This is a genomic window from Nostoc sp. C110 (genome assembly GCF_043099725.1).
Taxonomy (GTDB): Bacteria; Cyanobacteriota; Cyanobacteriia; order Cyanobacteriales; family Nostocaceae; genus Nostoc; species Nostoc muscorum_A.
In genome coordinates this window covers 3,330,870-3,355,806 of sequence record NZ_CP171148.1, presented here as the reverse complement: position 1 = coordinate 3,355,806, position 24,937 = coordinate 3,330,870, and the positions used below count along the sequence as shown (strand labels likewise).

21 protein-coding genes are annotated in these 24,937 nt (G+C 41.0%); 15 read left to right on the top strand and 6 right to left on the bottom strand.

The window, feature by feature from the left end; genetic code table 11:
- Nucleotides 1–136: 136 nt before the first annotated feature.
- A complete protein-coding gene (locus ACFFRD_RS19885) occupies nucleotides 137–760 on the top strand; it encodes a class I SAM-dependent methyltransferase (RefSeq protein WP_163930061.1) in 624 nt (207 codons plus the stop codon).
- A gap of 75 nt (nucleotides 761–835) precedes the next feature.
- On the opposite strand, the gene ACFFRD_RS19880 is transcribed toward ACFFRD_RS19885, so the two are convergent.
- Nucleotides 836–1,333 carry a GNAT family N-acetyltransferase gene (locus ACFFRD_RS19880; RefSeq protein WP_392482873.1) on the bottom strand — a complete coding sequence of 166 codons (498 nt, stop codon included), beginning with the start codon at nucleotides 1,331–1,333 and terminating at the stop codon, nucleotides 836–838.
- Between the two features lie 444 nt (nucleotides 1,334–1,777).
- Here ACFFRD_RS19880 and ACFFRD_RS19875 point away from each other — a divergent pair, with 444 nt between their 5' ends.
- From ACFFRD_RS19875 to ACFFRD_RS19845, 7 genes are all read left to right on the top strand, one after another.
- Nucleotides 1,778–1,978, top strand: coding sequence for a hypothetical protein (locus ACFFRD_RS19875; RefSeq protein ID WP_190933061.1), 201 nt, complete (start codon nucleotides 1,778–1,780; stop codon nucleotides 1,976–1,978).
- 663 nt (nucleotides 1,979–2,641) lie between these two features.
- Nucleotides 2,642–2,971, top strand: a complete 330-nt coding sequence (locus ACFFRD_RS19870) for a hypothetical protein (protein WP_114082695.1) — start codon at nucleotides 2,642–2,644, stop codon at nucleotides 2,969–2,971.
- Between the two features lie 72 nt (nucleotides 2,972–3,043).
- Entirely contained in the window at nucleotides 3,044–3,592 is a 549-nt protein-coding gene (locus ACFFRD_RS19865) for a GIY-YIG nuclease family protein (RefSeq protein ID WP_392482872.1), read from the top strand.
- A 47-nt stretch (nucleotides 3,593–3,639) separates the two neighbouring features.
- On the top strand, nucleotides 3,640–5,145 hold the full coding sequence (locus ACFFRD_RS19860) for a YARHG domain-containing protein (protein WP_392482871.1): 1,506 nt from the start codon (nucleotides 3,640–3,642) through the stop codon (nucleotides 5,143–5,145).
- 681 nt (nucleotides 5,146–5,826) lie between these two features.
- Entirely contained in the window at nucleotides 5,827–6,186 is a 360-nt protein-coding gene (locus ACFFRD_RS19855; protein WP_163930009.1) for a Mo-dependent nitrogenase C-terminal domain-containing protein, read from the top strand.
- Between the two features lie 21 nt (nucleotides 6,187–6,207).
- Nucleotides 6,208–6,480 carry a cupin domain-containing protein gene (locus tag ACFFRD_RS19850; protein WP_392482870.1) on the top strand — a complete coding sequence of 91 codons (273 nt, stop codon included), beginning with the start codon at nucleotides 6,208–6,210 and terminating at the stop codon, nucleotides 6,478–6,480.
- Between the two features lie 801 nt (nucleotides 6,481–7,281).
- Nucleotides 7,282–8,028 (top strand): creatininase family protein, encoded by a 747-nt coding sequence (locus ACFFRD_RS19845; protein WP_392482869.1) that lies wholly within the window; start codon nucleotides 7,282–7,284, stop codon nucleotides 8,026–8,028.
- A gap of 304 nt (nucleotides 8,029–8,332) precedes the next feature.
- Here ACFFRD_RS19845 and ACFFRD_RS19840 read toward each other — a convergent pair whose 3' ends face one another.
- The 4 genes from ACFFRD_RS19840 to ACFFRD_RS19825 all read right to left on the bottom strand — a co-directional run bounded on the left by ACFFRD_RS19840 (nucleotide 8,333) and on the right by ACFFRD_RS19825 (nucleotide 13,985).
- On the bottom strand, nucleotides 8,333–8,935 hold the full coding sequence (locus ACFFRD_RS19840) for a CPBP family intramembrane glutamic endopeptidase (RefSeq protein WP_114082700.1): 603 nt from the start codon (nucleotides 8,933–8,935) through the stop codon (nucleotides 8,333–8,335).
- Between the two features lie 94 nt (nucleotides 8,936–9,029).
- Nucleotides 9,030–10,094: a DUF3326 domain-containing protein gene (locus ACFFRD_RS19835; RefSeq protein WP_392482868.1), complete on the bottom strand. Its 1,065-nt coding sequence runs from the start codon at nucleotides 10,092–10,094 to the stop codon at nucleotides 9,030–9,032.
- Nucleotides 10,095–10,701: 607 nt separating this feature from the next.
- On the bottom strand, nucleotides 10,702–13,119 hold the full coding sequence (locus ACFFRD_RS19830) for a tetratricopeptide repeat protein (protein ID WP_392482867.1): 2,418 nt from the start codon (nucleotides 13,117–13,119) through the stop codon (nucleotides 10,702–10,704).
- Between the two features lie 467 nt (nucleotides 13,120–13,586).
- Entirely contained in the window at nucleotides 13,587–13,985 is a 399-nt protein-coding gene (locus tag ACFFRD_RS19825) for a hypothetical protein (protein WP_392482866.1), read from the bottom strand.
- Between the two features lie 238 nt (nucleotides 13,986–14,223).
- On the opposite strand from ACFFRD_RS19825, the gene ACFFRD_RS19820 reads away from it, so the two are divergent.
- The 4 genes from ACFFRD_RS19820 (at nucleotide 14,224) to ACFFRD_RS19805 (ending at nucleotide 20,852) form a co-directional block, all read left to right on the top strand.
- On the top strand, nucleotides 14,224–15,480 hold the full coding sequence (locus ACFFRD_RS19820) for an alkaline phosphatase PhoX (protein WP_392482865.1): 1,257 nt from the start codon (nucleotides 14,224–14,226) through the stop codon (nucleotides 15,478–15,480).
- Between the two features lie 313 nt (nucleotides 15,481–15,793).
- Entirely contained in the window at nucleotides 15,794–16,732 is a 939-nt protein-coding gene (locus tag ACFFRD_RS19815) for a ferritin-like domain-containing protein (RefSeq protein WP_392482864.1), read from the top strand.
- 23 nt (nucleotides 16,733–16,755) lie between these two features.
- Nucleotides 16,756–17,514: an isoprenyl transferase gene (locus ACFFRD_RS19810; RefSeq protein ID WP_392482863.1), complete on the top strand. Its 759-nt coding sequence runs from the start codon at nucleotides 16,756–16,758 to the stop codon at nucleotides 17,512–17,514.
- A 1,418-nt stretch (nucleotides 17,515–18,932) separates the two neighbouring features.
- On the top strand, nucleotides 18,933–20,852 hold the full coding sequence (locus ACFFRD_RS19805; protein WP_392483113.1) for an iron uptake porin: 1,920 nt from the start codon (nucleotides 18,933–18,935) through the stop codon (nucleotides 20,850–20,852).
- 596 nt (nucleotides 20,853–21,448) lie between these two features.
- Here the strand turns inward: ACFFRD_RS19805 and trxA are convergent.
- Nucleotides 21,449–21,766 (bottom strand): thioredoxin, encoded by a 318-nt coding sequence (gene trxA / locus ACFFRD_RS19800; RefSeq protein WP_190933044.1) that lies wholly within the window; start codon nucleotides 21,764–21,766, stop codon nucleotides 21,449–21,451.
- Nucleotides 21,767–22,248: 482 nt separating this feature from the next.
- Between trxA and fabG the strand changes: the two genes are divergently transcribed.
- From fabG to chrA, 3 genes are all read left to right on the top strand, one after another.
- A complete protein-coding gene (gene fabG, locus ACFFRD_RS19795; RefSeq protein WP_392482861.1) occupies nucleotides 22,249–22,995 on the top strand; it encodes a 3-oxoacyl-[acyl-carrier-protein] reductase in 747 nt (248 codons plus the stop codon).
- A 50-nt stretch (nucleotides 22,996–23,045) separates the two neighbouring features.
- Nucleotides 23,046–23,240, top strand: a complete 195-nt coding sequence (locus ACFFRD_RS19790; RefSeq protein ID WP_392482860.1) for a hypothetical protein — start codon at nucleotides 23,046–23,048, stop codon at nucleotides 23,238–23,240.
- Nucleotides 23,241–23,512: 272 nt separating this feature from the next.
- Nucleotides 23,513–24,733, top strand: coding sequence for a chromate efflux transporter (chrA, locus tag ACFFRD_RS19785; protein ID WP_392482859.1), 1,221 nt, complete (start codon nucleotides 23,513–23,515; stop codon nucleotides 24,731–24,733).
- Nucleotides 24,734–24,937 lie beyond the last annotated feature (204 nt).

The following is a 24,937-nucleotide window of genomic DNA, read 5'->3' as shown; positions in this document are numbered from 1 at the left end:
TTGGGTCAAGAACCGCTATATTGTGCCAAACGCTAGGCTAGATATTGCCGGACTGCAAAACTATAACCAAATTCTGGGAGGCGCAGCTAAACTTACCCTAAAAAAGCATCAAGCTTTAAAGAAGCTGCGAAAACTTATGACTGATAACTTCTTCAGTAACAAAAAGCTACTTTTTGACCGATGGGCACCAAGTTATGACTGGCTCTTCCCTTCAGTGTTTTATCGAGCCATTCACAAACGCTTGCTGGAGTACGTCGATTTACCAAAGTCAGCAAATGTACTTGATATCGGTTGTGGTACTGGCCGCTTACTTGAGCGCCTTGCTACTCAGTTTCCTGACCTGCGGGGTACTGGATTGGATTTCTCTGCTAATATGTTGCGGTTAGCAAGACAGAGCAACCATCACCGTCCACGTTTAATTTATATCGAGGGCAAAGCTGAGTCTCTTCCCTTTGCTGATGGTCAATTTAATGCTGTTTTCAGCACTATCAGCTTCTTGCACTATTTGGAACCAAAACAGGTAGTTAGTGAGATAGCACGGGTACTTTCTCCCGGTGGACGCTTCTACTTAGTTGACATTAACATTACTTCTAAAAAAGACGCAGAACCTCAATTATTGCCACTTACTCCCCGTGGAATTAGACTCTACAGCCCTAATCAACGTCAACTTCTTGGCTCTTCTGCTGGGCTATTGTGTTTGAATCACCACTATTTATTAGGGCCAGTCTTACTAACAATTTTTGCTAAACCTCCGATTTGAAAATAGAAAATTGGAAAGAGTAAAAGATTGTAAACAGCTTGTATCAGTCATTGTTCTCTATATCTTAATTACGAATTACGAATTAGTATGGCCTCGATATTCCATAAATACCACAGGAACTTTGAGCAGCTTTTTAGCTAATTGCGACAATCTAAATTTATCGTTGAGCGTAGACAAGCCTGTTGTTCTGGGAAATTGTGGCAAGTCTTCAAAAGATATTGGTACAAAATTAAACCGACTGTAAAACTGTGCCAATCGTTCACCTAAACATTCAAGATAAAGTGGTTGCGTTGCTGTATTAATCAAATGCTGCGTTAGCAAAGTACCTAAACCGCGACCTCTCCAAGCTGATGCAACAACCAAACTACCAAGTTCTTGTGCCCCTGAAAAATTACGTAGCTGTCCGCAAGCTACGAGATTATCGCTGCATTCAATTACCCAAAATTGCTGCCAGTTTAATTGGGTTGGGTCGAGTTTCGCTGAGAATACCAGCAATCGAATCGACCACTTATCCGCCAAGGTTGCCTTGCGAAGCACACATCCAGATGGTAACGGTGGATTACTCTGGTTCATGAATTACACTTTAATCGTTTGGATCATAATCATCACACGATATTTTTGCTTTTTGTTCGCGCAGCGTGGCGTAAGCATATTTACTTGTGTAGGAAGGCAATAGGCAATAGGCAATAAGCAAGAACGCTTTTTGAGTTGTATGGAGTTTTTCACGCAATCAAATATGAGTCATGTAGATTAATTACCATTCCCTGTCAACTGTCAATAAAGCAATTTTAAAAGCATCTTGGATATCAAATCTGTTTTAAGTTGTCCTTTAACGACAGCAAGCGTTCTAAGGCTATCAAATTCTACATTTTTGGGTTTTTGTCAGCATCAATGAATAGTACCAAACAATACTTTCGATAGAGGTGATAATCACCCATAACTATATTCTGGATAGATGTACTCAAACTCTTAATCTTCTTAAGATAATCCTAAGAATAAATAATTAGGAATGTAATCATGGCTGAACAACAAAAACAAAAATCTGATAATCAAGAAACTACGCCTAGTTCTTCTGGCGGCTACCAAACCCCCATCGACGAAAGTATCCGCAAAACTGGTGATGCTGAAAAGAGTGATGCTAAACCCACTGCTACACCAGAAGCACCAGGAGAGGATGGTATAGCAGGTAGCCCTAATCAAGGAACTGAGTCACGTTAATTAGTATTAAATTTCCCAAGTTGGAATAATCTTCTTGGGTTTTTTCTACCAACCCCGATTTACTAAACTTTGAGTGGATAGTTGTGGTTTATATCACGATTATTCACTCATTTTTGTTGTATGAGAACTTGGTGCGCTAAGTTCGTAAGTGCAGCCCAATCTAGGTAGCACTTTTGTATTCTGGCATTATTATGTATTTTATTTTACTTCGGACTAAAAAAATGATTTTCCTTGCATTTACAGAAATTTTCAGGTAAATAGACGACTCTGTAGGGGCAATTAATGAATTGCCCCTAGGACAGGAAAATAGCTGTAGTTAGGGCTTACGCAAAGCTATACGCTGTAGGGGCAATACTCTGCGGGTAATCTGTTGGAGAACTCGTAGAGTATTAGCCGCTCCATGTCTACATAAATTACCCCTATGGTAAATCAAGGCTTTCGCTGCTTTTTTGCGTAAGTCCTAATTAATATTTTTGAATATGATGTCTGAATTTTATCAGCACAGTGCTAAGGGGAAATCACCTATCCCTGAAAATCTGCTCAACTTCATGATTCTTAATCATGCCAGCTTCCTCTAGTGGCTGACAGAAGTCCCACAATCCAATAGGCTGATCTTAAAGTAGTGATTTTTCACTGAGTCGTTAAGAACTACCTATACAGAAAATGTCTCTTAAAATAGTCCAGAACTTTGATGGCAGTTTCACTCTTGAAGCACAAGCCCAAGAAACTTTGTTCAACTTATTGACAAGCGATGCTTTCTTAAATCAAATTCGTCAACAATTGCAGTGTGAGCAAATTAAATTTACAGAATTAATTTTCCAACCAGTTCCTTATAGCTTAACTACAACTAAAGGAATGCCAGCAGAGTTTGAAAAGTATCATGAATCTGATGAATATGCCATCATCAATGTACCACCAAATTTCATGTTTAGTGCTAAAATTTTTAAACCCAGTCGCCTTTGTGCAATTTACCAAAAATTAGGTAATGGGTAATTTTAAAGATAATTTTTCCCTAATTAGCAATTTTCCATTCTGAAGGCAAATAGTAAGTTTAATATTTGATGTATGGCTCTTGAAACGAATCTTTCTTCTTTGGCAGCCCTGGAATACATTCCTTACATTGATGATAGCGGTCAATTACCTGAGCAATTTCAAGGTAAAATCGGGGTATATGCTATTTTTGACCAAGAAAAAGTGCTGCAATTTGTAGGATACTCTCGTGATGTTTATCTCAGCCTCAAGCAGCATTTAGTCCGTCAGCCACAGCAATGCTATTGGGTCAAAGTTCAAACTATTGAACGCCCTAGTCGCACAATTTTAGAAAATACTGAAAATGCTTGGATTGCTGAAAATGGCAGTGTACCTTGGGGTAATGGAGATAACAAGGAAAAATGGACTCATCCCATTGATGTCAAATTAATAATGACACCTGAAGAACAGGCAAAATATCAAAATCCAGCTAATGATGAATTAGCACAAATTAAAATTATTAAAAATGTGGCGCGGAGAGTAGAAGCAGAAATTTCAACGCAATTATTAGAAGTGCGTGGTTTACAAATGCAAATTCGCTTCAATCCTAAATTGAAAGAAGAAGGTTTACTAGATTTGAAATGAAGGTTGTTTTGGGAAAACTATCTTATGAATATCGCTTATAATCTCCCATGACAATACAGCTTCTTAACGATCGCTATCAAGTTATCCGCACGCTGGGCGCTGGTGGGTTTGGTGAAACCTATCTAGCAGAAGATACCTATATGCCCTCAAAGCGCCATTGTGTGGTTAAACAGCTAAGACCAATTCACAATAATCCCCAAATTTACCAGTTAGTGCAAGAGAGGTTTCAACGGGAAGCAGCTATTCTCGAAGAACTCGGTGGCGCAAATGACCAAATTCCAGCATTGTATGCCTATTTTTCCTCTGGCGGACAATTTTACTTAGTTCAGGAGTGGGTTGAAGGCGATACCCTAACTGGAAGAGTTCAAAAGCAGGGGCTATTTAGTGAAGGCGCTGTCCAGGAATTATTCATGAATTTATTACCCGTCCTGGATTATGTTCACTCTAAGCACATTGTTCACCGCGATATTAAACCGGATAACATCATTGTGCGTCATCGTGATGGTAAACCAGTGCTGATTGATTTTGGCGCTATCCGGGAGTCAATGGGAACTGTAGTAAATTCTCAAGGCAATCCTACCAGTTCGATTGTGATTGGTACACCTGGCTATATGCCCAGTGAACAAGCCGCAGGTAGGCCAGTTTATTCGAGTGATTTATACAGTTTAGGAATGACGATAATTTATTTACTCACTGGTAAACAGGCGCAACAACTAGAGACGGATTCCCAGACGGGTGAAATTGTATGGCGACAGTATGCGAGTCATGTTAGTCCAATCATAGCAGGAGCGATTGATAAAGCGATCGCATATCATCCGCGCGATCGCTACCCCACAGCTAGAGCAATGCTGGATACTTTGCAGAATATCGCAAATCCAATTCCACCAACACAACCCATCTTGACTCAACCGACTATAGTTTCTGCACCACCACCTCAGACATTACCTGTCAAACCACAGCCGAATCCTCAAGGTAATAGTCAGAATAATATCCTTATGGGCAGTTTGATTGCAGGTGGGCTAATCGGTGCATCTGTGATTATTAGCCAGGTATTAACAAAACCTACTCAATCTACAGCAGACAAAACGGTATTACCTTCAGAAACTCCGTCAAATGTCACCAGCCCAGTCATAGAAACTCCTAAATTTATACCAACTACCCCATCTGTCCCTACTCAAGCCCCATCTGTTCCTACTCAAACCCCATCTGTTCCTACTCAAATTACACCTGCCCCAACGACATCAATACCGCCAGTTGGTACCACGACCGTCAACACTTATTTATGGCTTTCCCAAAGACTTGTAAGTGATGCAGATTTGGATGGTAAAGACGGTTTTGAACTAGATATTATGCGAAATTCGATTTTTGCTAGTCACGGCCGCCGTTTTGATACTCCTGGATTACAAGATTACTTTGACAACCAACCTTGGTATAAACCTATATATTCACCAAAAGCGTTTCCATCTAAATTGCTGTCAAAATTAGAGCAACAGAATATCGAGTATATCAACAAATATCAAGATCGTTACGGCTTGAGATATTTTAAGAAATAAGTTTAGGCAAGAGGCAACTGGAAAGAAGGCTTTTTGAATTGCACTGAGTTTTTTCAAAAATCAATCAAATATGAGCCTTATATGTTGGTAGAGGCGTACTAGTGTAAGCGGTTACACCCGATACATTTATAGCAAATATTCTTGTAAATGCTATAACTTCTAAGTATATTAGCTTGAACTTATCAAAGGATTTATTGCTACTTATTAGATAATATCTAGGTTGTCTGGTGTAATATACTAGACTTATGACTAGATATTTAATAGCCTAAAATCGCTAGATATTAAAGACTAGTCCTACCGAAGCCTATATAGAGTGAGAGCTAAACTGTTTTTTTCTACGCCAAATTCCATCTCTAGATACTAGGCCGTTTCAGAACCAAGCATTTATATTTAATATATAAAATTGCTATCTCGAACATTAGCAATCCATAAGTTAAAGAAATGCCATTTTTATAATTTCTTTGTTATTTTGTATTTAACGGGACAGTTCTTCCCGATTTGGTGGGCTTAAATAACAATTAGTTAGACAATTTCCCTCCAAGGATGCATGTAAATTCTTTGTATTGTGCTTATTTTTCTGCATAATTTCCAAGCATAATGCAAATTGGCTTGACAGATTAGATGGTAATATTCCAATTCGGCAAATAGTTCATCTACACAAGGAAAACCTTGCCTACTACTATGCTTAAAATAAAGAATCAGCGTATTTTTTTGTCTGCGTTTATTCAACCTTTAGGACAAAATAATCAAGCAGATAGCAAAAAGGAATTAGCTAAACCTAAATTAGATTTATTGCAACCATTACGTCAATGGCTGGATGAAATTGAGATTCAGAATCAGAAATTAGCGAAATTTATTGCTAAACTGATTCCTGCTCAGTGTCCATTCGAGCGTGATATCAAGCTTTTTGGCCGCAAAATAGGACACATTCCGCCAATGTGCAAACTCAATCCACTTTATAACGAACTTGTCTACTTGCGTTTTCGTGCTTTGTGTTATTTAGTAGATCAGTGTGGAGAGGATATTCAATCCTACTGCTGAACATAACTAGAAAAACGCAACATGGAAATTCAAATTGAGCATCAGCCCATACAAGAACGCCTCAATGAATTGGGTGTCTATAAATGGGATATTTGGAGCAAGGAAGTCTCAAAATTCCCTTGGACTTATGATTCTCAAGAAACTTGCTACTTTTTGGAAGGCGATGTGGTTGTTACTCCTGATGGTAGACAACCAGTGCAAATGGGTAAAGGCGATTTGGTGATTTTTCCGGCTGGAATGTCCTGCACCTGGGAAATTACAAGCGACGTGAAAAAACATTATTACTTTGATTAATCAAGACTTAAGATTGATCCCCGTTCTTTTCTTGATGATCCACAAAACCAACATCTCACAACATCTCATAAATTTAGATTTTTCTTATAGGTGGGGTTCGCAACGAAGATCGTAGGATAAAGTAGCATATTTGGTAAATTGCTTATATCCATATCTGTCAAAACTCGTTGCGACTCCATCCCCTAAAAAATATTTATAAAACAGGAGTCAGAATTCTGAATTCTGAATACTCTACTCACAAGGGGATAGAGTTTTGATTACGAAAAATATTTATTTTAGTTTCGCCCACCAGGGGCGAGGTTTTAACCAATATTCAGATGCTCGCAGACTCGCTCTAAGCGAAGCTATGCCGCAGGCTTTACGCTGCGCTATCACACACTCGTACAGAATTCATGCTGAATTCTGACTCCTGAATTCTGAATTCTTCTCATAAAAATAGATAGCCTCATTTTCTCTATATTTGGCAGAAAGTTGATGGCAGATATCTAAAAATATGAAATTCATTGATCCCCGACAATTTTAGCGAAGTCGGGGATCTTGTTCTTGAAATTTATCATAGCGATCGCCACTACTGGGAATCTTGGGAGTTCATAATCAAGTTAGTGGGAGTTTAATCAATACTTTTCGGATAAACCCAATAATCTCTCTTTTGGTCTGGGGAAAGGTTAAAGAGCAATGGGGAAAGGGAAATTCAAACCCTTTCCCTTTCCCCTTTTCCCCAAAACCCGAAAAGTATTGAGATGCTATTCAGCAGAGAAAGATTTAGTCTTACCACAATTTTATTGAGGAAAATCATTAAAAATGTTACTGCATTTGAGTACTTGGCAAGAAGTCGAAGCTTATTTACAGCAGTCGAAGGGGATTATTTTCCCTATTGGTTCCACAGAACAACATGGGCCAACGGGGTTAATTGGTACTGATGCCATTTGTGCAGAAGCGATCGCAGCTGGTGTGGGTGATGCAACTGGCGCGATCGTTGGCCCCACAATCAATGTGGGCATGGCACTGCATCATACTGCTTTTCCTGGCACAATCAGTCTGCGTCCTAGCACTTTAATTCAAGTAGTTCGAGATTATGTAACTTGTTTAGCCAAAGCTGGTTTTAGCAAGTTCTACTTTCTCAACGGACACGGTGGTAATATTGCCACCCTTAAAGCGGCGTTCTCCGAAACTTATGCCCATTTAGAAGATTTGCAGATTGCCAATGCTCAACAAGTGCAGTGTCAAGTGGCAAACTGGTTTATGTGCGGTTCTGTATATAAGCTAGCTAAAGAGTTATATGGGGATCAAGAAGGTTCTCATGCAACACCAAGTGAAGTAGCCCTCACCCAATACGTTTATCCAGAGGCGATTAAGCAAGCACCCCTTTCACCAGAAGTTGCAAGCGGACACAGGATTTATAGCGCAGCTGACTTTCGAGTGCGTTATCCAGATGGACGCATGGGATCAAATCCTGGTTTAGCAACACCAGAACACGGAAAGCAATTTTATGATTTGGCGGTGAAAGAACTCAGCAACGGATATTTGGAATTTGTGAACGCAGATTGAAGGGGGCAGGGAGCAGGGGAGAATGGCACTAAGAAAAGCTGAAACCTCGTCAGGGTAGGGTGTGGGAGGTGTGGGAGGTGTGGGAGGACGGGGAAGAAGTCTTACCCCCCACCTCCCCAGACTCAAAAAGCAAGTTATATCAGGGCTTTGCGATTAACAAGCTTGCCATTCGGAGCAGGGGGCAGGAGGTAGGAGAGCAGAAAGTAGAAACTCTATCTAATGTGTGAGTGCTGCTTTTCCCTTTCCCCTTTCCCCCTTAACCAAAAAGTATTGGGGCTACGCCTACGCACTAATTCCTACAAGCTCAAAATTTATTTTTTAATTGCCGCAATTGCCACATTTTCCAGAAATAGCTAGAAATCCAATTGGTAATCATGTGAGCGACAATCGGCACTAATAGGTTGCCCGTAAGCAAGGCGCTATATGCCAATATCATCCCGACAATTGTTGCCCAAATCACATAAGGCCATTGTTGAGAACCACTAAAATGCAAGATGCCAAAGCAAAAACTAGATACAATGACAGCCAGATGATCTAATCCTAAAGCTGACAGCATTACACCCCGAAATAACAATTCTTCACTCAACCCCGGTAGTAAACCGAGCCAAATTAAGTCTGGTAACGCTAAGGGCTTCAGTACCACTTCTAGATAATAATCTGCACTTTTACGATAGGGAGTCCAAACGCGATAAGCTATGCCACTTAAGGCGGTGATGACGAATCCCAATCCTACACCCAAAAGCAAATCTTTCTCGTCCCACTTCCAGGAAAAGAGGGAAAAGTTACCAAAGTGCAACGACAGTTTGGCGACTATCAACAAAATGATTGCAGTCGCTCCCATCGCCCCAAGTACTTGGATGCGTGTCAGATATGGAATTTCTGGCTCTTGTTTTTGTTGTTCAATCACAGGTTTTTAGGGGAAGGGGCAGGGGGAAGCGGGCAGGGGGAAGATAGAACTCTAACTCTTGTACAGACGCGATTAATCGCGTCTCTCCTAACTCCTAACTTTTAATTACTGGCTGCAAAGGTGATAGTTTGGGACGGAGAGCGGAGGGGTTAATGCCTGCTTTGTGTGCTACTAATACGCCTACTGCTTCTAAATATGAGTTTACCTGTATAACTTTGATCCCCAACGGTTGGGGAGGAACTTTGATTAGAGTTTTATTTTCTTCTACTGTAATTATTTGGCATCGTCTTTGGCTTAAACTCAGTAAGGCACTGCTACCACAAGCATTTGCAGGTGCGATCGCAGCATCGACTTCATCTGCCCAAATATCTCCTTTCTCTGATGCAATCGCTCCTTTATCTATTATAAATTGTGGGGCACGACTTAATCCTACAAGGACGCAGGGCAAAAAGGTATAGCCCAATTCTTCGGCGGCGGAACGGGGAGATAAATCTGGTTGTGGGGGTTCGCTCAAAAGTGCGGGAGAATGGGCGCAAGGAATTTGAAAGGTTCGCACTAGCAAATGGCTAATTACGGCTTCTGCACCCGCTAGGGGATCAACGCCTTCACCCTGGCGGTATTTTTGTACTGCTTCTGAGTCCATATCATCGGGGAAACGGGCAACAACTGCGATCGCTTCTGCACCCGCTTTTTTTATTAATATCTCGGCTGCTCGTAATAAACTATCTGGGTTGCCAATTGTTCCCCAACTAGCTCCCGATGCTGTAGTCCGTAATTCTACATTTAATGGTTCATCTGTAATTACATAATCTGTTAGAGTCAATCCCAGAGTTGCTCTGACTGCATCGGCTGCTTGTATATGTCGTAGCCGCAACTCTGGCTCAATAGCTTGGTCTAAAAGCAAACCTACTTTATTGTTGCGGACTGGACGCAGACCCCAGCATCTAGAGGCGAATTTGTCAAGCCCGTAACCTTCAACATAGAAAGTATTTGGAAGATTCCAGTATAAACTTGCGCCATTCAGGACATTGGGGTGAGTAATTAGGCGATCGCAAACCTGTGCTATAACTTTGGCAACAGGCAAAGCATCACCTGCATAACCCCCAATGGTAGCCCCAATGCCTGTTGGTACGATTAAGATAGCGGTGTATGGACGCATATTGAGTTATGAGTTATGAATCAGAAGCCATCAAATACTAACTCCTAACTCTTGTACAGACGCGATTAATTGCGTCTCTAAATTCTATTGATCTCATTTTTCTGCTAAAACTATTATTGCTTGGCAAGAAGTGGAAGATTATCCCCAGTTGGAAGACCTTGTAGCCTTGGTTTATGGTTGGGATAAATTGGGAAATGAAACGCTAGAAGATGAAGTGATTGAGCGATAGGGTTTTGAGGATCTGGATGATTTTTGCGATCGCATTACACCTGTAGAAGGAGATAAACTAGGGGGTTATCCAGAATGGGTACAGGGAATGGAATGTCCTGGTTGCCCCATTTGTCAGAAACCTATGCGTCAGGTTTTTCAACTGGCTTCTAAGGATAATATCCCTTATTCGTTTGGAGATATGGGTACTGGACACATGCTTCAGTGCAAATCACACAAGCATGAATTTGTCTTTGTTTGGGCTTGCAGCTAGGAAATCTTCATGAGCCTGATTATTAATTTACTATAGGACTCATATTTAATTTTTGAAAAATACAACTCAAAAGCCTTCTTCCCTATTGCCTATTGCCTCATTCAGAAGCTATAAGCAACCCATATTTTATATTTTATCACTGTTACAATGCCTGTTAGCGCAGATAAATAAACCAGATTGTGAAGTTGAAATTTTTTCAACTTGCTTCGGAGCTTTTATTTCAGTAAATAGCTGAATTCCTTGATTAAAATTAAATTTACTTTCATCAGCCTTTGCCATCTTTTGATAAGTCAAACCTAATTGATAATAAGCTTCAGCTAGATCGCACTTAGCACCTATTTTATCCAACAGTTCGATTGCTTCTCTATGATGAGCCAGGGCTAATTCAAAATCTGTTTGTTGTCGATTTACTTCTGCTAAACCATTGAGTGTCTTTGCTTTCACCTGCATATAATGGCTTTCTTCAGCAAAAGTTAAAGCTTGGTTTAATATTTCATTTGCTTGATCAAACTCTCCTAAATTGACGTATGTTTGACCCAAAATTTGCATGAAATAGACAAATCTACCAGTCTGTTCTACCAGTTTTTCGTTCGTAATATTCTGATAAACTACATCTGCTAATGCAAAGGAGGCATCACGCAAACCTAAATAAGAATACACCAAAGCTAAACAAACTGATGCTTTCTCTGCCCAGCGATGATGCTCAGTATTTTGGGATAGGTAAATTACTTGTTGAAATAAATTTGCGGCTGCCTCTAGTTCCCACAAATCTATTTTGTAAAGACCAATACTTAATAAAGAATCTACCTCTAGCATCCTCAGATAGTAAACTGGATGTTTATTTTCTGGCTGAGGTATAAGTGATTTTAGTGCTTGGGTTGCTAGAGTAATAGTCTTTTCTTGACAAGCGATCGCTTGACTAATTTTACCTGTTATCCAATATAGATCGCCCAGTATATTATAGAGTTCGCTGAGGTTTTGGTTATTTTCCAGATTGTTAACAACTTGATTAATTGCCGCCAGTATCGGTTGAATTAAACCCATCCGATACAACGTACTACCAAGAGGCAAAAATTGCTGCCATTGATTATTTCTGCTTTTTAAAATTACCTTACCTGCTAACTCAAACTCATGAATTTCTATATAATGATAATATGCTTCCAAAGCTTGCAAAGCATCTTTAAAGGTTTCAATTTGTTTAATACTAGCTGTCCAAAATTCTGCGGCTTTGTGATTGGCAATTTCCCATTCATTGCTGGGGCGTAAACGTGCGATCGCTTCAGCACGAATCACCGGATGCAGCCAGTATTCGCCTTTATCGCACTCCACCAAAGACCGATTTCTCAATGAGGCGATGATTTGGCGATGTTGATCGGGTGGGACATCCCACAATAAGCAAAACAACCCTTGTGATGGGATAGTAGGTATATCTTGGTAACGATAACATCCCAAACGGCAAAGTAAGCGATATGCTTGGGGGTCGAGGATTTGCAAACGATTTATTTGACTAACCGCTAAATTTTTTAAGTCGGTTGCGGCTAACGGATCGGCATGATTTTCTTGCCAATAAAGAACCATGTCACCGCCAAAATCCTCCTGAATCGAACCACAGAGAATTCCCATTGCTTTAGCATTACCGCCATAAGTGCGATGCATGATTTGCAAGGTTGGCGAGTTGATAGTTAACCCACGGTTGCTAAAAAACTTTTGCCATGCACTTTGATCCAAACCAGGAAGCCGATAGTGATTCACATTCAACCCAGGTTCACAAAGGCGATCGCGGCTAGTAATCAAGGTAACAGATTGCACCCTTGCATCAGCCAACACCCGCAATAGTTCTACATAGTTGCGGTGAGAAGCAATCAATCCACCTTGTTGATCTAATGCAGGTTCGAGATTGTCAATTAACACTCCAATCCGCCGATTGTGGAGTTGGCGCTTGAGTCGTCCCAATGTAACCCCAAATTCTACCCCAGGTTCTTGATCAAAGTCTTGTTTGAGCCATTCTTCTACTACTCGTTCGGCGGGGGTGATATTCTGCGTTTCCTTTGCCATCAGCAGTTCCAAAACCAAGTCAAATTCTTGATGGAGATATTGCTGCGCTAGAGTGGTTTTGCCTAAGCCTCCCTCACCTTGGATAACAATCACTTTCGATCCTTGATTTACCAAAGTATTTAGGTGAGCGATCGCTTCTGTCCGTCCAATAAAATTGGTATCCTCTAATTTTGGGGTGGGATGTGGCGATCGCGAGTAATCAATCAGACTAGATGATATCGCAGTAGTTTTTCTCAGAACTCGCTCCAAAGTAGCACGACAATTACTTTTGGTAATCTTTTCTCGCAATACTTTAGAAAGCAGCTTCCATAACTGAGAACCAACATCCTTGGCGTGTCCTTCCGTACAACCGTAAGAATGAGCGATATCTAAGTATTTTCTACCCAACCAAACTTGCACAAGAATCACTTTTTGCAAATCGCTCAACCGTTCCCCAGTCTGAGGGGGAATTGTAGCGTCTAACCATGCTAATGCTGCTTCAGCGTCCATTGCGTAACGAAGAGGGGAGTTCAGATTTTAGGGACAACTATAAATTACTCTACAGTTATATTGCTAGAGTTTTCGGATAAGATTCTGTAAACCCGACTTTTTTCCCTACTTTTATCAAACAGAATTCAGGAGTCAGGAGTCAAACCAATTAAAAATTAAAAATGTAAAATTAAAAATTGCAAGACGCTCGCGCTATCAGTAGGGGCTTGAACCCGCTACTGATAGCGTAGCGGTAGCGACGTAGGAGCGTCTTGTAGACCACTAAAATCTTTGATTTAGTGGGGGCTTGTACCCAGAATTAATTAATTAAAAATTATTATTTCTTTCAATTTTTAATCTTTAATTAAAACTGGTCAAAATGGGCTAAACCTTAGCTATCCGCTAACAGAATGAGTTCTATACGACTAGCAGATAGCGCAGCGTCTCCGGCTCCACTCCTAAATTCTGACTTCTGAATTCTTCTTCAATTACCTCAATCTTGTAATAGTCAAAATTAATGTTCCACGATTGTTAAAATACATTATTGGAACATCATTGGCATAACAAAACAACTCCCCATTTGAAGAAGCTTTATATTTCTCCAATTTCTTCCCAATTAAGAACTCTTGTTCACCAGACTGGCCAATATTCCCAATTAGGGAAAACCAGTTTTCGTTTGGTTTTCTGCGGAACATCTCAGCCCAACGTAGCCACGGTTTTGTATACCCATCTGCATCACTTCTAATCTTGGCATCATACCAAAACTGTTCTCCTTGTACTTCAAACTTATAACTTGCTCCTATTTCTAGAAAAATACCAGTGGCGTTCCAGTATTTCTGAGCGTCTATTATTGTTTCTGATGGAGAGCCAATTTGTAGCTTTGTCATTTTTGTATTAATTTTACATAATTGTAACGATGAACCGGAACATCACTTATTACATACGAATAATCACTTGCCGAAGAAAAAACATTAAGGAGATAAGTTTAGAAATTTGTATTACTTCAATGCCTTGAATAATCTTTTTTTAACCTCTTATTAATTTGAAAAACTTACTCTTCCTAGATAATTGAGGCTAGCTATTTACAACAAATTAAGCCTCATCCAAAACATCAGGGAGTATACATTGAATTTATCGAGACGTGAGTTTTTTACCCTTGCAGGAGCATCTGCTACAGGTGCCGTCCTTCTATCTCCTTTGCAAGCATTCTATGCTAAACCTGCGATCGCTGCGGGCCCCTACGGCAATTTAGTGACCGACCCCAACGGAGTATTAGATTTGCCATCAGGATTCACTTACCGCAGACTATCAGAAACAGGCCAAACGATGAATGATGGTTACTTAGTACCGGGTGGTCACGATGGTATGGGTGCTTTTGCCGGGTCTAATGGCAATACGATTCTAATTCGCAATCATGAACTCGGTACTTCTGGCAATGGTGTGGGCGCTCCCAATGGCAGCAAGTACAACACAAATGGGAGGGGCGGTTGTACTAAATTGGTTGTTAATTCTTCCCGCAACCTGGTAGAACATCGGGGTGTCCTAGCTGGAACTATTCGCAACTGTGCTGGTGGCCCTACGCCTTCAGGGTCATGGTTAACCTGCGAGGAAACTTTTGAAAGCAATAATGGCAAGAAGCATGGTTATGTGTTTGAAGTTCCCAGTAGTGCAAATACTTTTGTCACCCCCGTCCCACTAACCGCTATGGGGCGTTTTAATCACGAGGCTGCTGCTGTAGACCCCAACACAGGGTATATCTATATGACAGAAGACCGGAGTGATGGGCTTTTCTACCGCTTCATTCCCAACCAAAGCAACAACCTGAGTGCTGGCGGCACGCTATACGCTTTAAGGATTACGGGGTCGTCTGGAATCAACACAGCTACGGGTTTCCCAAAAAATACGCCTAGGGCGGTGAACTGGGTACAGATTAGCAATCCTGATCCCACATCTGATACTGTCAGAACAGCAGGGTATAACAGCGGTGCCGCCAGGTTTTCAGGTGGGGAAGGCATCTTTTATGGCAGTGGTTATGTCTACTTCACCTGTAAGAGCGGTGGTAGTTCTGGAGATGGGCAGATTTGGCGTTATTCGCCCACTAATAATACTGTTGAGCTATATATTGAACCCAACAATTCTGGTGTGCTAGACAATCCAGACAATATTGTGGTTTTCCCCAACCGGGACATCTTTCTCTGTGAAGATGGGGATGGAACGGATTACATTCTGGGCATTACTCCCAGTGGCAGTCTTTATAAGTTTGCTAAAAATGCCCTCAACACATCAGAGTTCGCCGGGGTCTGCTTCTCCCCCGATGGTCAGACGATGTTTGTCAATATGCAGAGTCCAGGAATAACCTTTGCTATCTGGGGGCCCTGGTAACGCTACATCCTGTTTCAGCCTAGCCAGAGCGATCGCTCTGGCTAGGCTCCTAGTGTGATTTCAATCAGACAGTCTGACGTAAAAAACTTAGAACCATTACTGGGACAGTATATCTAGCGTTGCTGATTAAGAGTCAGTCAGTTAATCCTGGTTTGAAAATACCTTGATTGCAGGTGACTACAACTAGACTAAAGACTTTTTCTCCGACTTTTGCAACCCTATCACATCAAACTGCCGACTTCAGCCGACTGACAAAACGAAGTGCGATCGCTTAGGCTATTGGGCATAGAGATAAATTTTTAAGTATAAAAATATGCTTAATACCCTCAGCCCAATCACAGAAGACTTAGCAGGTCAAAGCTATCCCAGTCCTCATTATTTGCAAACACAGCGCCGCATTCGTTTACTCATAGACAAATATATTGCAGTCGAAAAACTACATGAGCGTCTGCAAGATTTACCGATACAATTTGCCAATCCCCAACCGCGTCCCTGGAAACTCATCGACTGGCAAACAATTAACCGCAATCAAATTATCGGCTTAGACGCAGAGGTATTTTTATCTATATTGATAGGTGCGATGGATACAGAAGCACCAATTCGCGGCTATACCCAAACAAGTCGGCAGTATTTAGAAAAATTGCATCCTCAAATGGCTCGGTTTGTTGGTGGAACTGTCGGTGAAAATGGCGAACTGCTGGAACTTGGTTTGTGGGAAAAGGAAGAACGTCAGCACACACCAGCATTAATCAAAGTTTACACCCAATTAACAGGCGAGAAAATTACCCCAAAATTTCGTACTGTTAGAAGCTATCTCCCCACAGATGACGCTCACGAAGACTTATATCGCCACGGCTTACACCGCATTGCCACAGAATACGGTGCAACGTGTCTCTATATTTGGTTGATGGCTCACACCACTGGCGCACTCCAGGATGTTTTAGAGGAACTAGCACAAGATGAAATCAACCACATGACCAAATTCTGGGGGTTTGGAGTCTGGACTTTCCCTGATACTGGGTTGACACGAATTGGACGAACACTGATTAAAACGCGATCGCAAAATTATCAGCGCAACAACCTCATGCGTACCCTCCGCCGCATGATGGCGACCCTCAACTGGAATACTTGGTCATTGACTAACAAAGCAACTCTCCTCTTCACCTTCACCTATACAATGCGTCGTCTGTGGAGTTGGAACAACACCCTCACATCAGAGTATCTGCAAGATTTATTTGAGACTACTTATTAGTAAAAACAAAGGACAAAGGACAAATGACAAATGACAAATCAAAATTACCCAGCGATTTAAATCCCCAAAAAATACCCCAACATATCGCCGTCATTATGGATGGTAACGGAAGATGGGCAAGCAGTCGAGGATTACCGCGCATTGCTGGACATCGCCAAGGAGCAAGTACGCTTAAAGAACTATTACGTTGCTGCAAAGATTGGGGAATCAAAGCGTTGACAGCCTACGCTTTCTCAACAGAAAATTGGCAGCGTCCTGTTGAAGAAGTAGATTTTCTGATGCATTTGTTTGAGCGATTATTACATCGCGAGTTGGCTCAGATGCATCAAGAAGGTGTACGAATATCATTTATTGGAGATTTATCGGCTTTACCTAAGTCTCTACAAACAGAAATGGAGCGTTCAATGACAGAGACGTTGAACAATCAAGCAATCCACTTTACTGTTGCGGTCAACTACGGTAGCCGCAACGAAATTACCAGAGTTTGCCGTCAAGTAGCTCAACTCGTAGAACAGGGCCAACTCAGTGCGGAACAAGTGAATGAAGGTCTTGTAGAACAACACCTCTATACGGCAGATACTCCAGAACCCGATTTGCTGATTCGTACTAGTGGTGAGATGCGATTGAGTAATTTTCTTTTGTGGCAAATGGCGTATACAGAGATGTATTTCAGCGATATTCTTTGGCCAGATTTTAATCGAGAATCATTTCATCAGGCTTTGTTGAGCTACCAAAGTCGCGATCGCCGTTTTGGTCAAGTTAAAGCTTCACTGTCAGCTTAGGGTATTTGGAAAACCTCTCTCTTAAATTTCCCCCTTCCCGCATCCTACGGTATATACACAAGTCCTAAAATCCTTGTCTAGTAAGATGCAAGCCTTAGTAGGCAGGGTTTTGAGTTTATCAAGCTGATTATCAATAGTGTTAGCTTATTGATATAAAATTAACGAAAAATCAAGGATTTTAAAAATAATTATCCGTTCTTTTCCCTCTATTTGATTCTCAACCTGACTTGTGTATACACGGTGGCTTCCCGCATCGGGAAGGGGGAAAGGTTTCAAATCCCTCTTACCCCTTACCCCTTCCCCTTTTCCCAGCCATCACGCAGCATTTTTAGGTTGGCAGACTACTAGGTTGGTTGCTGCTATCAAGCATAAAGTAAAAGCACCCACAGTACCAGGATGGTATATGAGCGCTAATAAATTAAAACATTATTGAGGATAATCTATCTGCTATGACAGACCGAAGTAACTATAAGAATAGCAGGCGGTGGGTAAATAAACTGCAAGGGTAGTTACAAATGTTTTGTTAAAAATAGTACTTACTGTAAGGTGTTGTTTCTTTTGCCAAAATGTGATATATTGCGCTCCTAATTGAAAAATTTTCTGTATGCGATCGCTGTAAAGCTTCTCTTGGATGAAACTGGTTAACAACCCTAAGAGAACTTATTTATACCGTTTTCCTCCCGATCTTACCTGTACTTCAATCAAGACTGCGATCGCGGTCTCTTAATTTTTTTGAATAAATTATTCTTTGGTAGGTATTGAGCCGAAATCCTGATACTGTTGGCGAAAGTGTTACAACTAAAAGCTGCAACGGCAGATTGAAGGTTTGAGCTTAAATAATACTTTTAAATACAAATATGTATTACATTCGTTAACGATATCAAATCCTTGGCTCAATACTTATATTCTTGATCACAAAATCAGAATCAAGTAAGTTGACGTTAAAAAAACTAAGTATATTACAAAACATAAATATGCTTAAAAGCCTTACTAATGAACAATGACAAAGGACAAATGACAGCCTTAGCCAGTTAGCTTTAATTTCACCGATCTACTTATTTAATTATTATTTTGTCAATATAGCAATCCGATTTTAGATTTGAACAGAGAAAATTTGGAAAGCTTATGAATCAGGCATCCTACGGAGCTTTCTGTTCAAAAACCATTTATTATTTACTATAGTAACTATAAAAACTATCAATATAATCTTTTGTTAATTCTTTCCAAAAATAGTATTTACTATTATTTAATACTTGCGATATAAGCTGATGTTCTGGTAAGCCAATTCAGAAAAAATCCTGATATCAAAAATTTAAAGTTGACAAGATTATCTTGCTAAAACTACTTTAGATTTACTTATCAATCAATTTTAAAATCGCAATTAATTTTTCCCTATTTTATCGGTGTTAGGAGTTATGATGGCAAAATATCTACTAGCTTCTGCTAGTGGGATGGGCTTTTTGTGTTTAATTGCCGGGTTGTCACCTGTGCAAGCCCTTCCTAGTTTAGAAATTGCAGATAAAAACGTAGCTGTTAATCAAGATGATAGCAGCTATCAAAAAAATGATTCTTATCAAAGCAATTTAGCAAACAATATTTCCAGTCAATTGCTGATAGCTAATGATAGTCAAAAAAATTTTCCCTCAGTCAATCAGCAGCAAAAAAATCAAGATTTAGGAGTAGATTCTACTGTTAAGTTTGGGCAGCTAATCACAGCACAATCTGCAAGCTCATCTCCACCATCAGACAAACTTGCACAAGTAACATCCGTATCCCAATTGTCTGATGTACAGCCGACTGATTGGGCTTTTCAGGCACTCCAATCTTTAGTTGAGCGCTATGGTTGTATCGCAGGTTATCCGAATCAAACCTATCGCGGTAATCGGGCGATGACTCGCTATGAATTTGCTGCTGGCTTAAATGCTTGTTTAGACCGAATCAACGAACTGATTGCGACTGCAACTGGTGATTTGGTCAAGAAAGAAGATTTAGTCGCGTTGCAGAAACTACAAGAACAATTTGCGGCAGAATTGTCAACATTGCGTGGTCGAGTAGATGCTGTAGAAGTTCGCACAGCAGAATTAGAAGCAAATCAGTTTTCTACGACTACTAAACTTAATGGAGAGGCAATTATTGCTGGTATTGGTGCTAGTGGTGGCGCTCCTAATGACAGTGACCCGAATATCATCCTAGTCAATAGAGTGCGGTTAAATCTCACTACTAGCTTTACTGGTAAAGATTCATTAATTACTGGATTGCAAGCCTATAACTTTTTGGGTGGAGCCGATGGACAGGGTAGCCTGCAACAAAGTTTAGGATTAGCTTCGCCGCTTTTAAGTTCTAGTAGCGCTCGTACCAGTTTTGAGCCGCAATTTCCGGGGTTAAATGTCAATACTTTGTCGAGCGTTGGCGCAAACAGCATTCAGCTTTACAAATTGCTGTATATTTTTCCCGTCGCTAATAAATTAACCTTGTTTGCGGGAACTGCGGCGGAAACATCAGATGCTTTCCCAGCAATTACGCCTTTTTATGGTGAAGGACAAGAGTCAATATCTCGTTTCGCCGGCTTAAATCCTGTGCTACGGGTTTCTGGTGGGACTTCAGGTACTGGTTTAGCATCTGCGGCGGGCTTTATTTATAATATTTCCCCGAATTTGGATTTACGAGCTTTATACGGCAGCGTAAATGCCAATTTACCCCAAAAAGCTGCTAGTGAGGCACTACCAGGAGTTTCTACAACACCTTTGGGAGGAGGTTTATTTAGTGGTAGTGGTGTTATTGCCACACAGTTAACCTTCAAGCCAAGTCCCGCTTTTGATATTGGTTTAAACTATGCCCACAGTTATCACGAAATCAATATTTTGGGTACAGGATTAATTAGTGATGATATCGGTGCTTTAGCAGGGGTTGCAGCAGGGACACCGGTCACACTCAACTCTGTTGGCGGTACGGTAACATGGCGATTGTCTCCCAAGATAGCCTTATCTGGCTACGGTGCAGCACTATTTGTTGATGCTGCTTCAAATAGCGTGAATGCTTCCACTACCTTTACAAGTTGGATGGCGGGAATTCACTTCAGAGATTTATTCAAGTCAGGGAATACTGCTGGGATTCTTTTTGGTCAGCCGCTTTTCCGTAGTGATACTGGTGGTGCTGCTCAACTTACCCCCACAGGCGAGAATCGGGCGACTCCTTACCATTTAGAAGCCTATTATCGCCTTCAAGTTAGCGATAATATCAGCATTACACCTGGTGCGTTTGTTCTCTTTAACCCAGAAGGTAACAGCAACAATGAGACTACGACTGTAGGCGTACTTCGGACTACTTTTACCTTTTAACGATAGCTCCAAATAGCGCAAATATCCTCCCAAAAGTAACACTCCTGAAAAGGAGTGTCGAGGATAAGATAATCACTAATAAATAAGTAGAAATTTGGTGGACGATTATCGAATAATAATATTGTCTTTTTGCCCAAAATCTTTTATGCAAAACTGGTGAGATGCTTAGGTTCGCTACGCTCAAAATAAAGTGCGTAGCCCATCATAGATATCGCCTCACACATAACCTAATTGTTTCTTTTACCTGAGTTACCAGTTTGATTTGAGAGTTGGTGCTTTTGTATAACCCGCTCAATCTGGCAAGTTACCGCATTTATTCTGTATTTAACCTTATCAAAATCAATATTTACCCAAATATAGGCTTTGTCAGGTCTTTCCTGCTTAGTACTCATATATTGCTTTTCTTGTCAAGATATTTTGTTATATCTATACAATATAGCCATCTCTATTTTTAAACTACTTTCTCTAGACGTATAAGTAAATATGCTTAATATTTACTTAAGATTTTATCTTCTAGAAGTTCAACCACTATTTACTAAAAGAGACGCGATATTTCGCGCCTCTAAGAAGCAAAACCCAAATTCTAAGTATTTAGCTTAAATCTTTGTTTGTAGATATTGCACCAACTGCGGTGCTTGCATCACTCCCTCTATCCTGTCCACAGGTTGACCTTGCTTAAACAATACTAAAGTTGGGAGAGAGGCAATTTTGTACTCAGTAGCCAAATCTGTGTATTTTTCTGTATCAATTTTGACAATCCGTAGGCGATCCTTAAGTTGGAGATTGACTTGCTCTAAAATTGGCACCATCATTTGGCATGGGCCACACCAGTCAGCGTAAAAATCTACTAATACAGGTACATCAGAAGCAGACAGCATCTCTTCAAAGCTGTTAAATTCTTTTTTAGTTGCCATGTGACACACGCCGATTTTCAATTGTTTGTTTCAATAGTAATTCTTAGTAAATAAAATCGGTACAAGTTTATGGGTTTTGTTGGGAAAATATTAGATTACTCAATATAGATTGATTTACCCGCAAAAATCTTAAATATTTATAATAAAATCCATAAATCGTGTGTGTTTGTGTATATGGATTAGATATGTATTTAAACCTATCTTAGCTGCCTAAATAAGGTAAGTTAGCACAATAAAATCATAATATGTAAAGAAAAATTAACTAGGCTAAAACCCTTATAACTATTGCCTGTAGCAAGATTGCCTATTGCCTTATCCCAAAGCTAAATACAAGGGATAGCTTATCTATAAAATATCTAATTTGCAGGATGACAGCAAGATTCTCACCCTAAAGAGTGAGATTTTATCTAGACAATATTCAGATGTTCCCTAAATCACCATAAGATAATTAGCGCGGTATTTCTAAGATTGAGGAACATTAAATGACATTATTACAAGGTAAAGTCGCAATTGTCACAGGTGCATCACGAGGAATTGGCAAAGCGATCGCAATTGAATTAGCTTCACAAGGAGCGATCGCAGTTGTCAATTATGCCAGTTCGAGTGCTGCGGCTGAGGCAGTTGTTACAGAAATTACAGCAGGGGGAGGTCAGGCGATCGCTATCCAAGCAGACGTTTCTAAAGGCGATCAAGTAGACGCACTAGTTAACGCCGTTATGGAAAAGTTTAGCCGTGTGGATATCTTAGTCAATAACGCAGGGATTACCCGCGACACATTGCTTTTGCGTTTAAAGCCAGAAGATTGGCAAGCTGTGATAGACCTTAATCTAACTGGTGTTTTCTTATGTACACGCGCCGTCAGTAAAATCATGCTCAAACAGCGATCGGGGCGAATTATTAATATTACCTCCGTTGCTGGGCAGATGGGCAACCCAGGTCAGTCCAACTACAGTGCCGCAAAAGCAGGTGTAATCGGCTTCACCAAAAGCGTTGCCAAAGAACTGGCTACTCGCGGTATTACCGTTAACGCCGTCGCCCCTGGCTTCATCACCACCGATATGACCAGCAATCTCAATAACCCCGAAGATATTCTAAAATACATCCCCCTCGGTCGCTTCGGTCAGCCCGAAGAAGTCGCTGGGATGGTGCGCTTCCTAGCCGCCGATCCCGCCGCCAACTACATCACCGGACAAGTTTTTAATGTCGATGGCGGAATGGTCATGGCATAAATAGTGCTGAGTTAAGAGTCGAATGGCACGCTTGAAAAGCTGAAACCTCCTTGCTGGCGGGTGTGGGAGGTGTGGGAGGTGTGGGAAGTGTGGGAGGTGTGGGAGGTGTGGGAAGTGTGGGAGGTGTGGGAAGTGTGGGAAGTGTGGGAGGTGTGGGAGGTGTGGGGAGTGTGGGAGGACGGGCAAGAAGTCTTACCCCCCACACTCAAAAAGCAAGTTATATCAGGGCTTTGCAATTAACTTAGTGCCATTCAGTTAAGAGTCATTGAAAGAGGTAGGAGGCTGAGGGTAGTTTTCCTCCTGCCTTCATCTGAAAAGATATATTTACGTTGACAGACAATATAATTCTTCTGTAGAGTGAGTGCGTAATACCGTTTCACTTTCAGGTTGATAGAAATAGACCGCAGGGGACAGAATTAGAGACAAATCTATTTGTATCAAGCATTTCGTGAAATGGTATAAGCCCTAATCTTAAAAGATTAGTCTAAAACTGAATGAAAAATATTCCCTAGCAAATATGACTAACTCAGCACCAAGTCGTTTGGGTGAACTCGCCAAACTGTTTTTGAAACTTGGCGTTATCGGCTTTGGGGGCCCGGTTGCCCATATTGCCATGATTGAAGATGAAGTGGTTAAGCGTCGTCAGTGGTTGACAAGGGAGCATTTTCTAGATTTGCTGGGCGCAACTAACCTAATTCCTGGGCCAAATTCCACAGAAATGGCTATCCATATAGGATACATCTATGCAGGTTGGCTGGGGCTGATTGTCTCAGGTGTCTGTTTTGTCTTACCTGCGGTTCTAATTACTGGGGGGTTTGCTTGGGTTTATGTTGCCTACGGCACTTTACCTCAAGTAGCTCCGCTCCTTTATGGCATTAAACCGGCTGTTTTAGCAATCATTATTAATGCCCTCTGGGGCTTGGCAAAAAAGGCTGTGAAAACTCGCCAGTTGTTAGTGATTGCTTTGGCTGTGGCGTTAATAACATTATTATTCAAATTAAATGAAGTAATTGCCCTATTAGTTGGGGGATTGCTGGGTATGGTTTGGTTACATTCTGGCGATAAAAACGACAAACCAGGAGATAAAGCCAACTTTCTAATTGCTAGTCTTACCACAGGCGCGACTTTAAAGGCATCAACGGTTGTTGCTGCATCGGTAGCTACCGCATCTACTGCAACCAACGTTTCTTTATGGCAGTTAGGTTGGTTTTTTCTGAAAGTCGGTAGTGTCTTGTTTGGTGGTGGCTACCTTTTGGTGGCTTTTCTCCAAGGAGGATTAGTTCAAGAATATGGCTGGCTGACACAACAGCAGTTACTAGATGCGATCGCAATTGGTCAATTTACTCCTGGGCCAGTACTTTCGACTGCTACGTTTATTGGTTATATCATTGCCGGCATCCCTGGCGCAATTATTGCCACAATCGGAATTTTTCTACCTTCTTTTGTTTTCGTTGCTGCCCTGAATCCCTTAATTCCCCGCTTACGGGCTTCTTCTTGGAGTAGAGCGTTTTTGGATGCTGTGAATGTTAGTGCTGTAGCGCTAATGGTTGTTACCACCCTGCAACTGGGTGCAGCCACCTTAACATTACCACAAGCCCCATTTGTAGATTTTCTCGGCTTGGCGATCGCGATCGTCTCAGCCATTTTAGCTATTCACTTCCGTATCAATGCTGCATGGCTAGTCTTTGGGAGTGCTTTGATTGGATGGGGCGCTACACTCTTGGGCTACACTCGTTGAAATTGCATATTTTATCAAAACAGAATTCTGAAATCATCCGATTTATAATTTAATACGGTTCAGTTAGCGCTAAAAACCTTCTAAACTGCAAATCATGAGTGCGTTAGCGTAGCTCACCGTAGGTATCGCCCTGATTCTATTTGCAATAGCAGAGATGGCATTGTTTGTGGCGATCGCTCGGCTAAAAAAGAGCCGGATGATCGC

Coding starts and splice junctions, on each gene's coding strand:
- ACFFRD_RS19885 (WP_163930061.1), top strand. CDS start 137: ATGACTGATAACTTCTTCAGTAACAAAAAGCTACTTTTTGACCGATGG.
- ACFFRD_RS19880 (WP_392482873.1), bottom strand. CDS start 1,333: ATGAACCAGAGTAATCCACCGTTACCATCTGGATGTGTGCTTCGCAAG.
- ACFFRD_RS19875 (WP_190933061.1), top strand. CDS start 1,778: ATGGCTGAACAACAAAAACAAAAATCTGATAATCAAGAAACTACGCCT.
- ACFFRD_RS19870 (WP_114082695.1), top strand. CDS start 2,642: ATGTCTCTTAAAATAGTCCAGAACTTTGATGGCAGTTTCACTCTTGAA.
- ACFFRD_RS19865 (WP_392482872.1), top strand. CDS start 3,044: ATGGCTCTTGAAACGAATCTTTCTTCTTTGGCAGCCCTGGAATACATT.
- ACFFRD_RS19860 (WP_392482871.1), top strand. CDS start 3,640: ATGACAATACAGCTTCTTAACGATCGCTATCAAGTTATCCGCACGCTG.
- ACFFRD_RS19855 (WP_163930009.1), top strand. CDS start 5,827: ATGCTTAAAATAAAGAATCAGCGTATTTTTTTGTCTGCGTTTATTCAA.
- ACFFRD_RS19850 (WP_392482870.1), top strand. CDS start 6,208: ATGGAAATTCAAATTGAGCATCAGCCCATACAAGAACGCCTCAATGAA.
- ACFFRD_RS19845 (WP_392482869.1), top strand. CDS start 7,282: ATGTTACTGCATTTGAGTACTTGGCAAGAAGTCGAAGCTTATTTACAG.
- ACFFRD_RS19835 (WP_392482868.1), bottom strand. CDS start 10,094: ATGCGTCCATACACCGCTATCTTAATCGTACCAACAGGCATTGGGGCT.
- ACFFRD_RS19830 (WP_392482867.1), bottom strand. CDS start 13,119: ATGGACGCTGAAGCAGCATTAGCATGGTTAGACGCTACAATTCCCCCT.
- ACFFRD_RS19825 (WP_392482866.1), bottom strand. CDS start 13,985: ATGACAAAGCTACAAATTGGCTCTCCATCAGAAACAATAATAGACGCT.
- ACFFRD_RS19815 (WP_392482864.1), top strand. CDS start 15,794: ATGCTTAATACCCTCAGCCCAATCACAGAAGACTTAGCAGGTCAAAGC.
- ACFFRD_RS19810 (WP_392482863.1), top strand. CDS start 16,756: ATGACAAATGACAAATCAAAATTACCCAGCGATTTAAATCCCCAAAAA.
- ACFFRD_RS19805 (WP_392483113.1), top strand. CDS start 18,933: ATGGCAAAATATCTACTAGCTTCTGCTAGTGGGATGGGCTTTTTGTGT.
- trxA (WP_190933044.1), bottom strand. CDS start 21,766: ATGGCAACTAAAAAAGAATTTAACAGCTTTGAAGAGATGCTGTCTGCT.
- fabG (WP_392482861.1), top strand. CDS start 22,249: ATGACATTATTACAAGGTAAAGTCGCAATTGTCACAGGTGCATCACGA.
- chrA (WP_392482859.1), top strand. CDS start 23,513: ATGACTAACTCAGCACCAAGTCGTTTGGGTGAACTCGCCAAACTGTTT.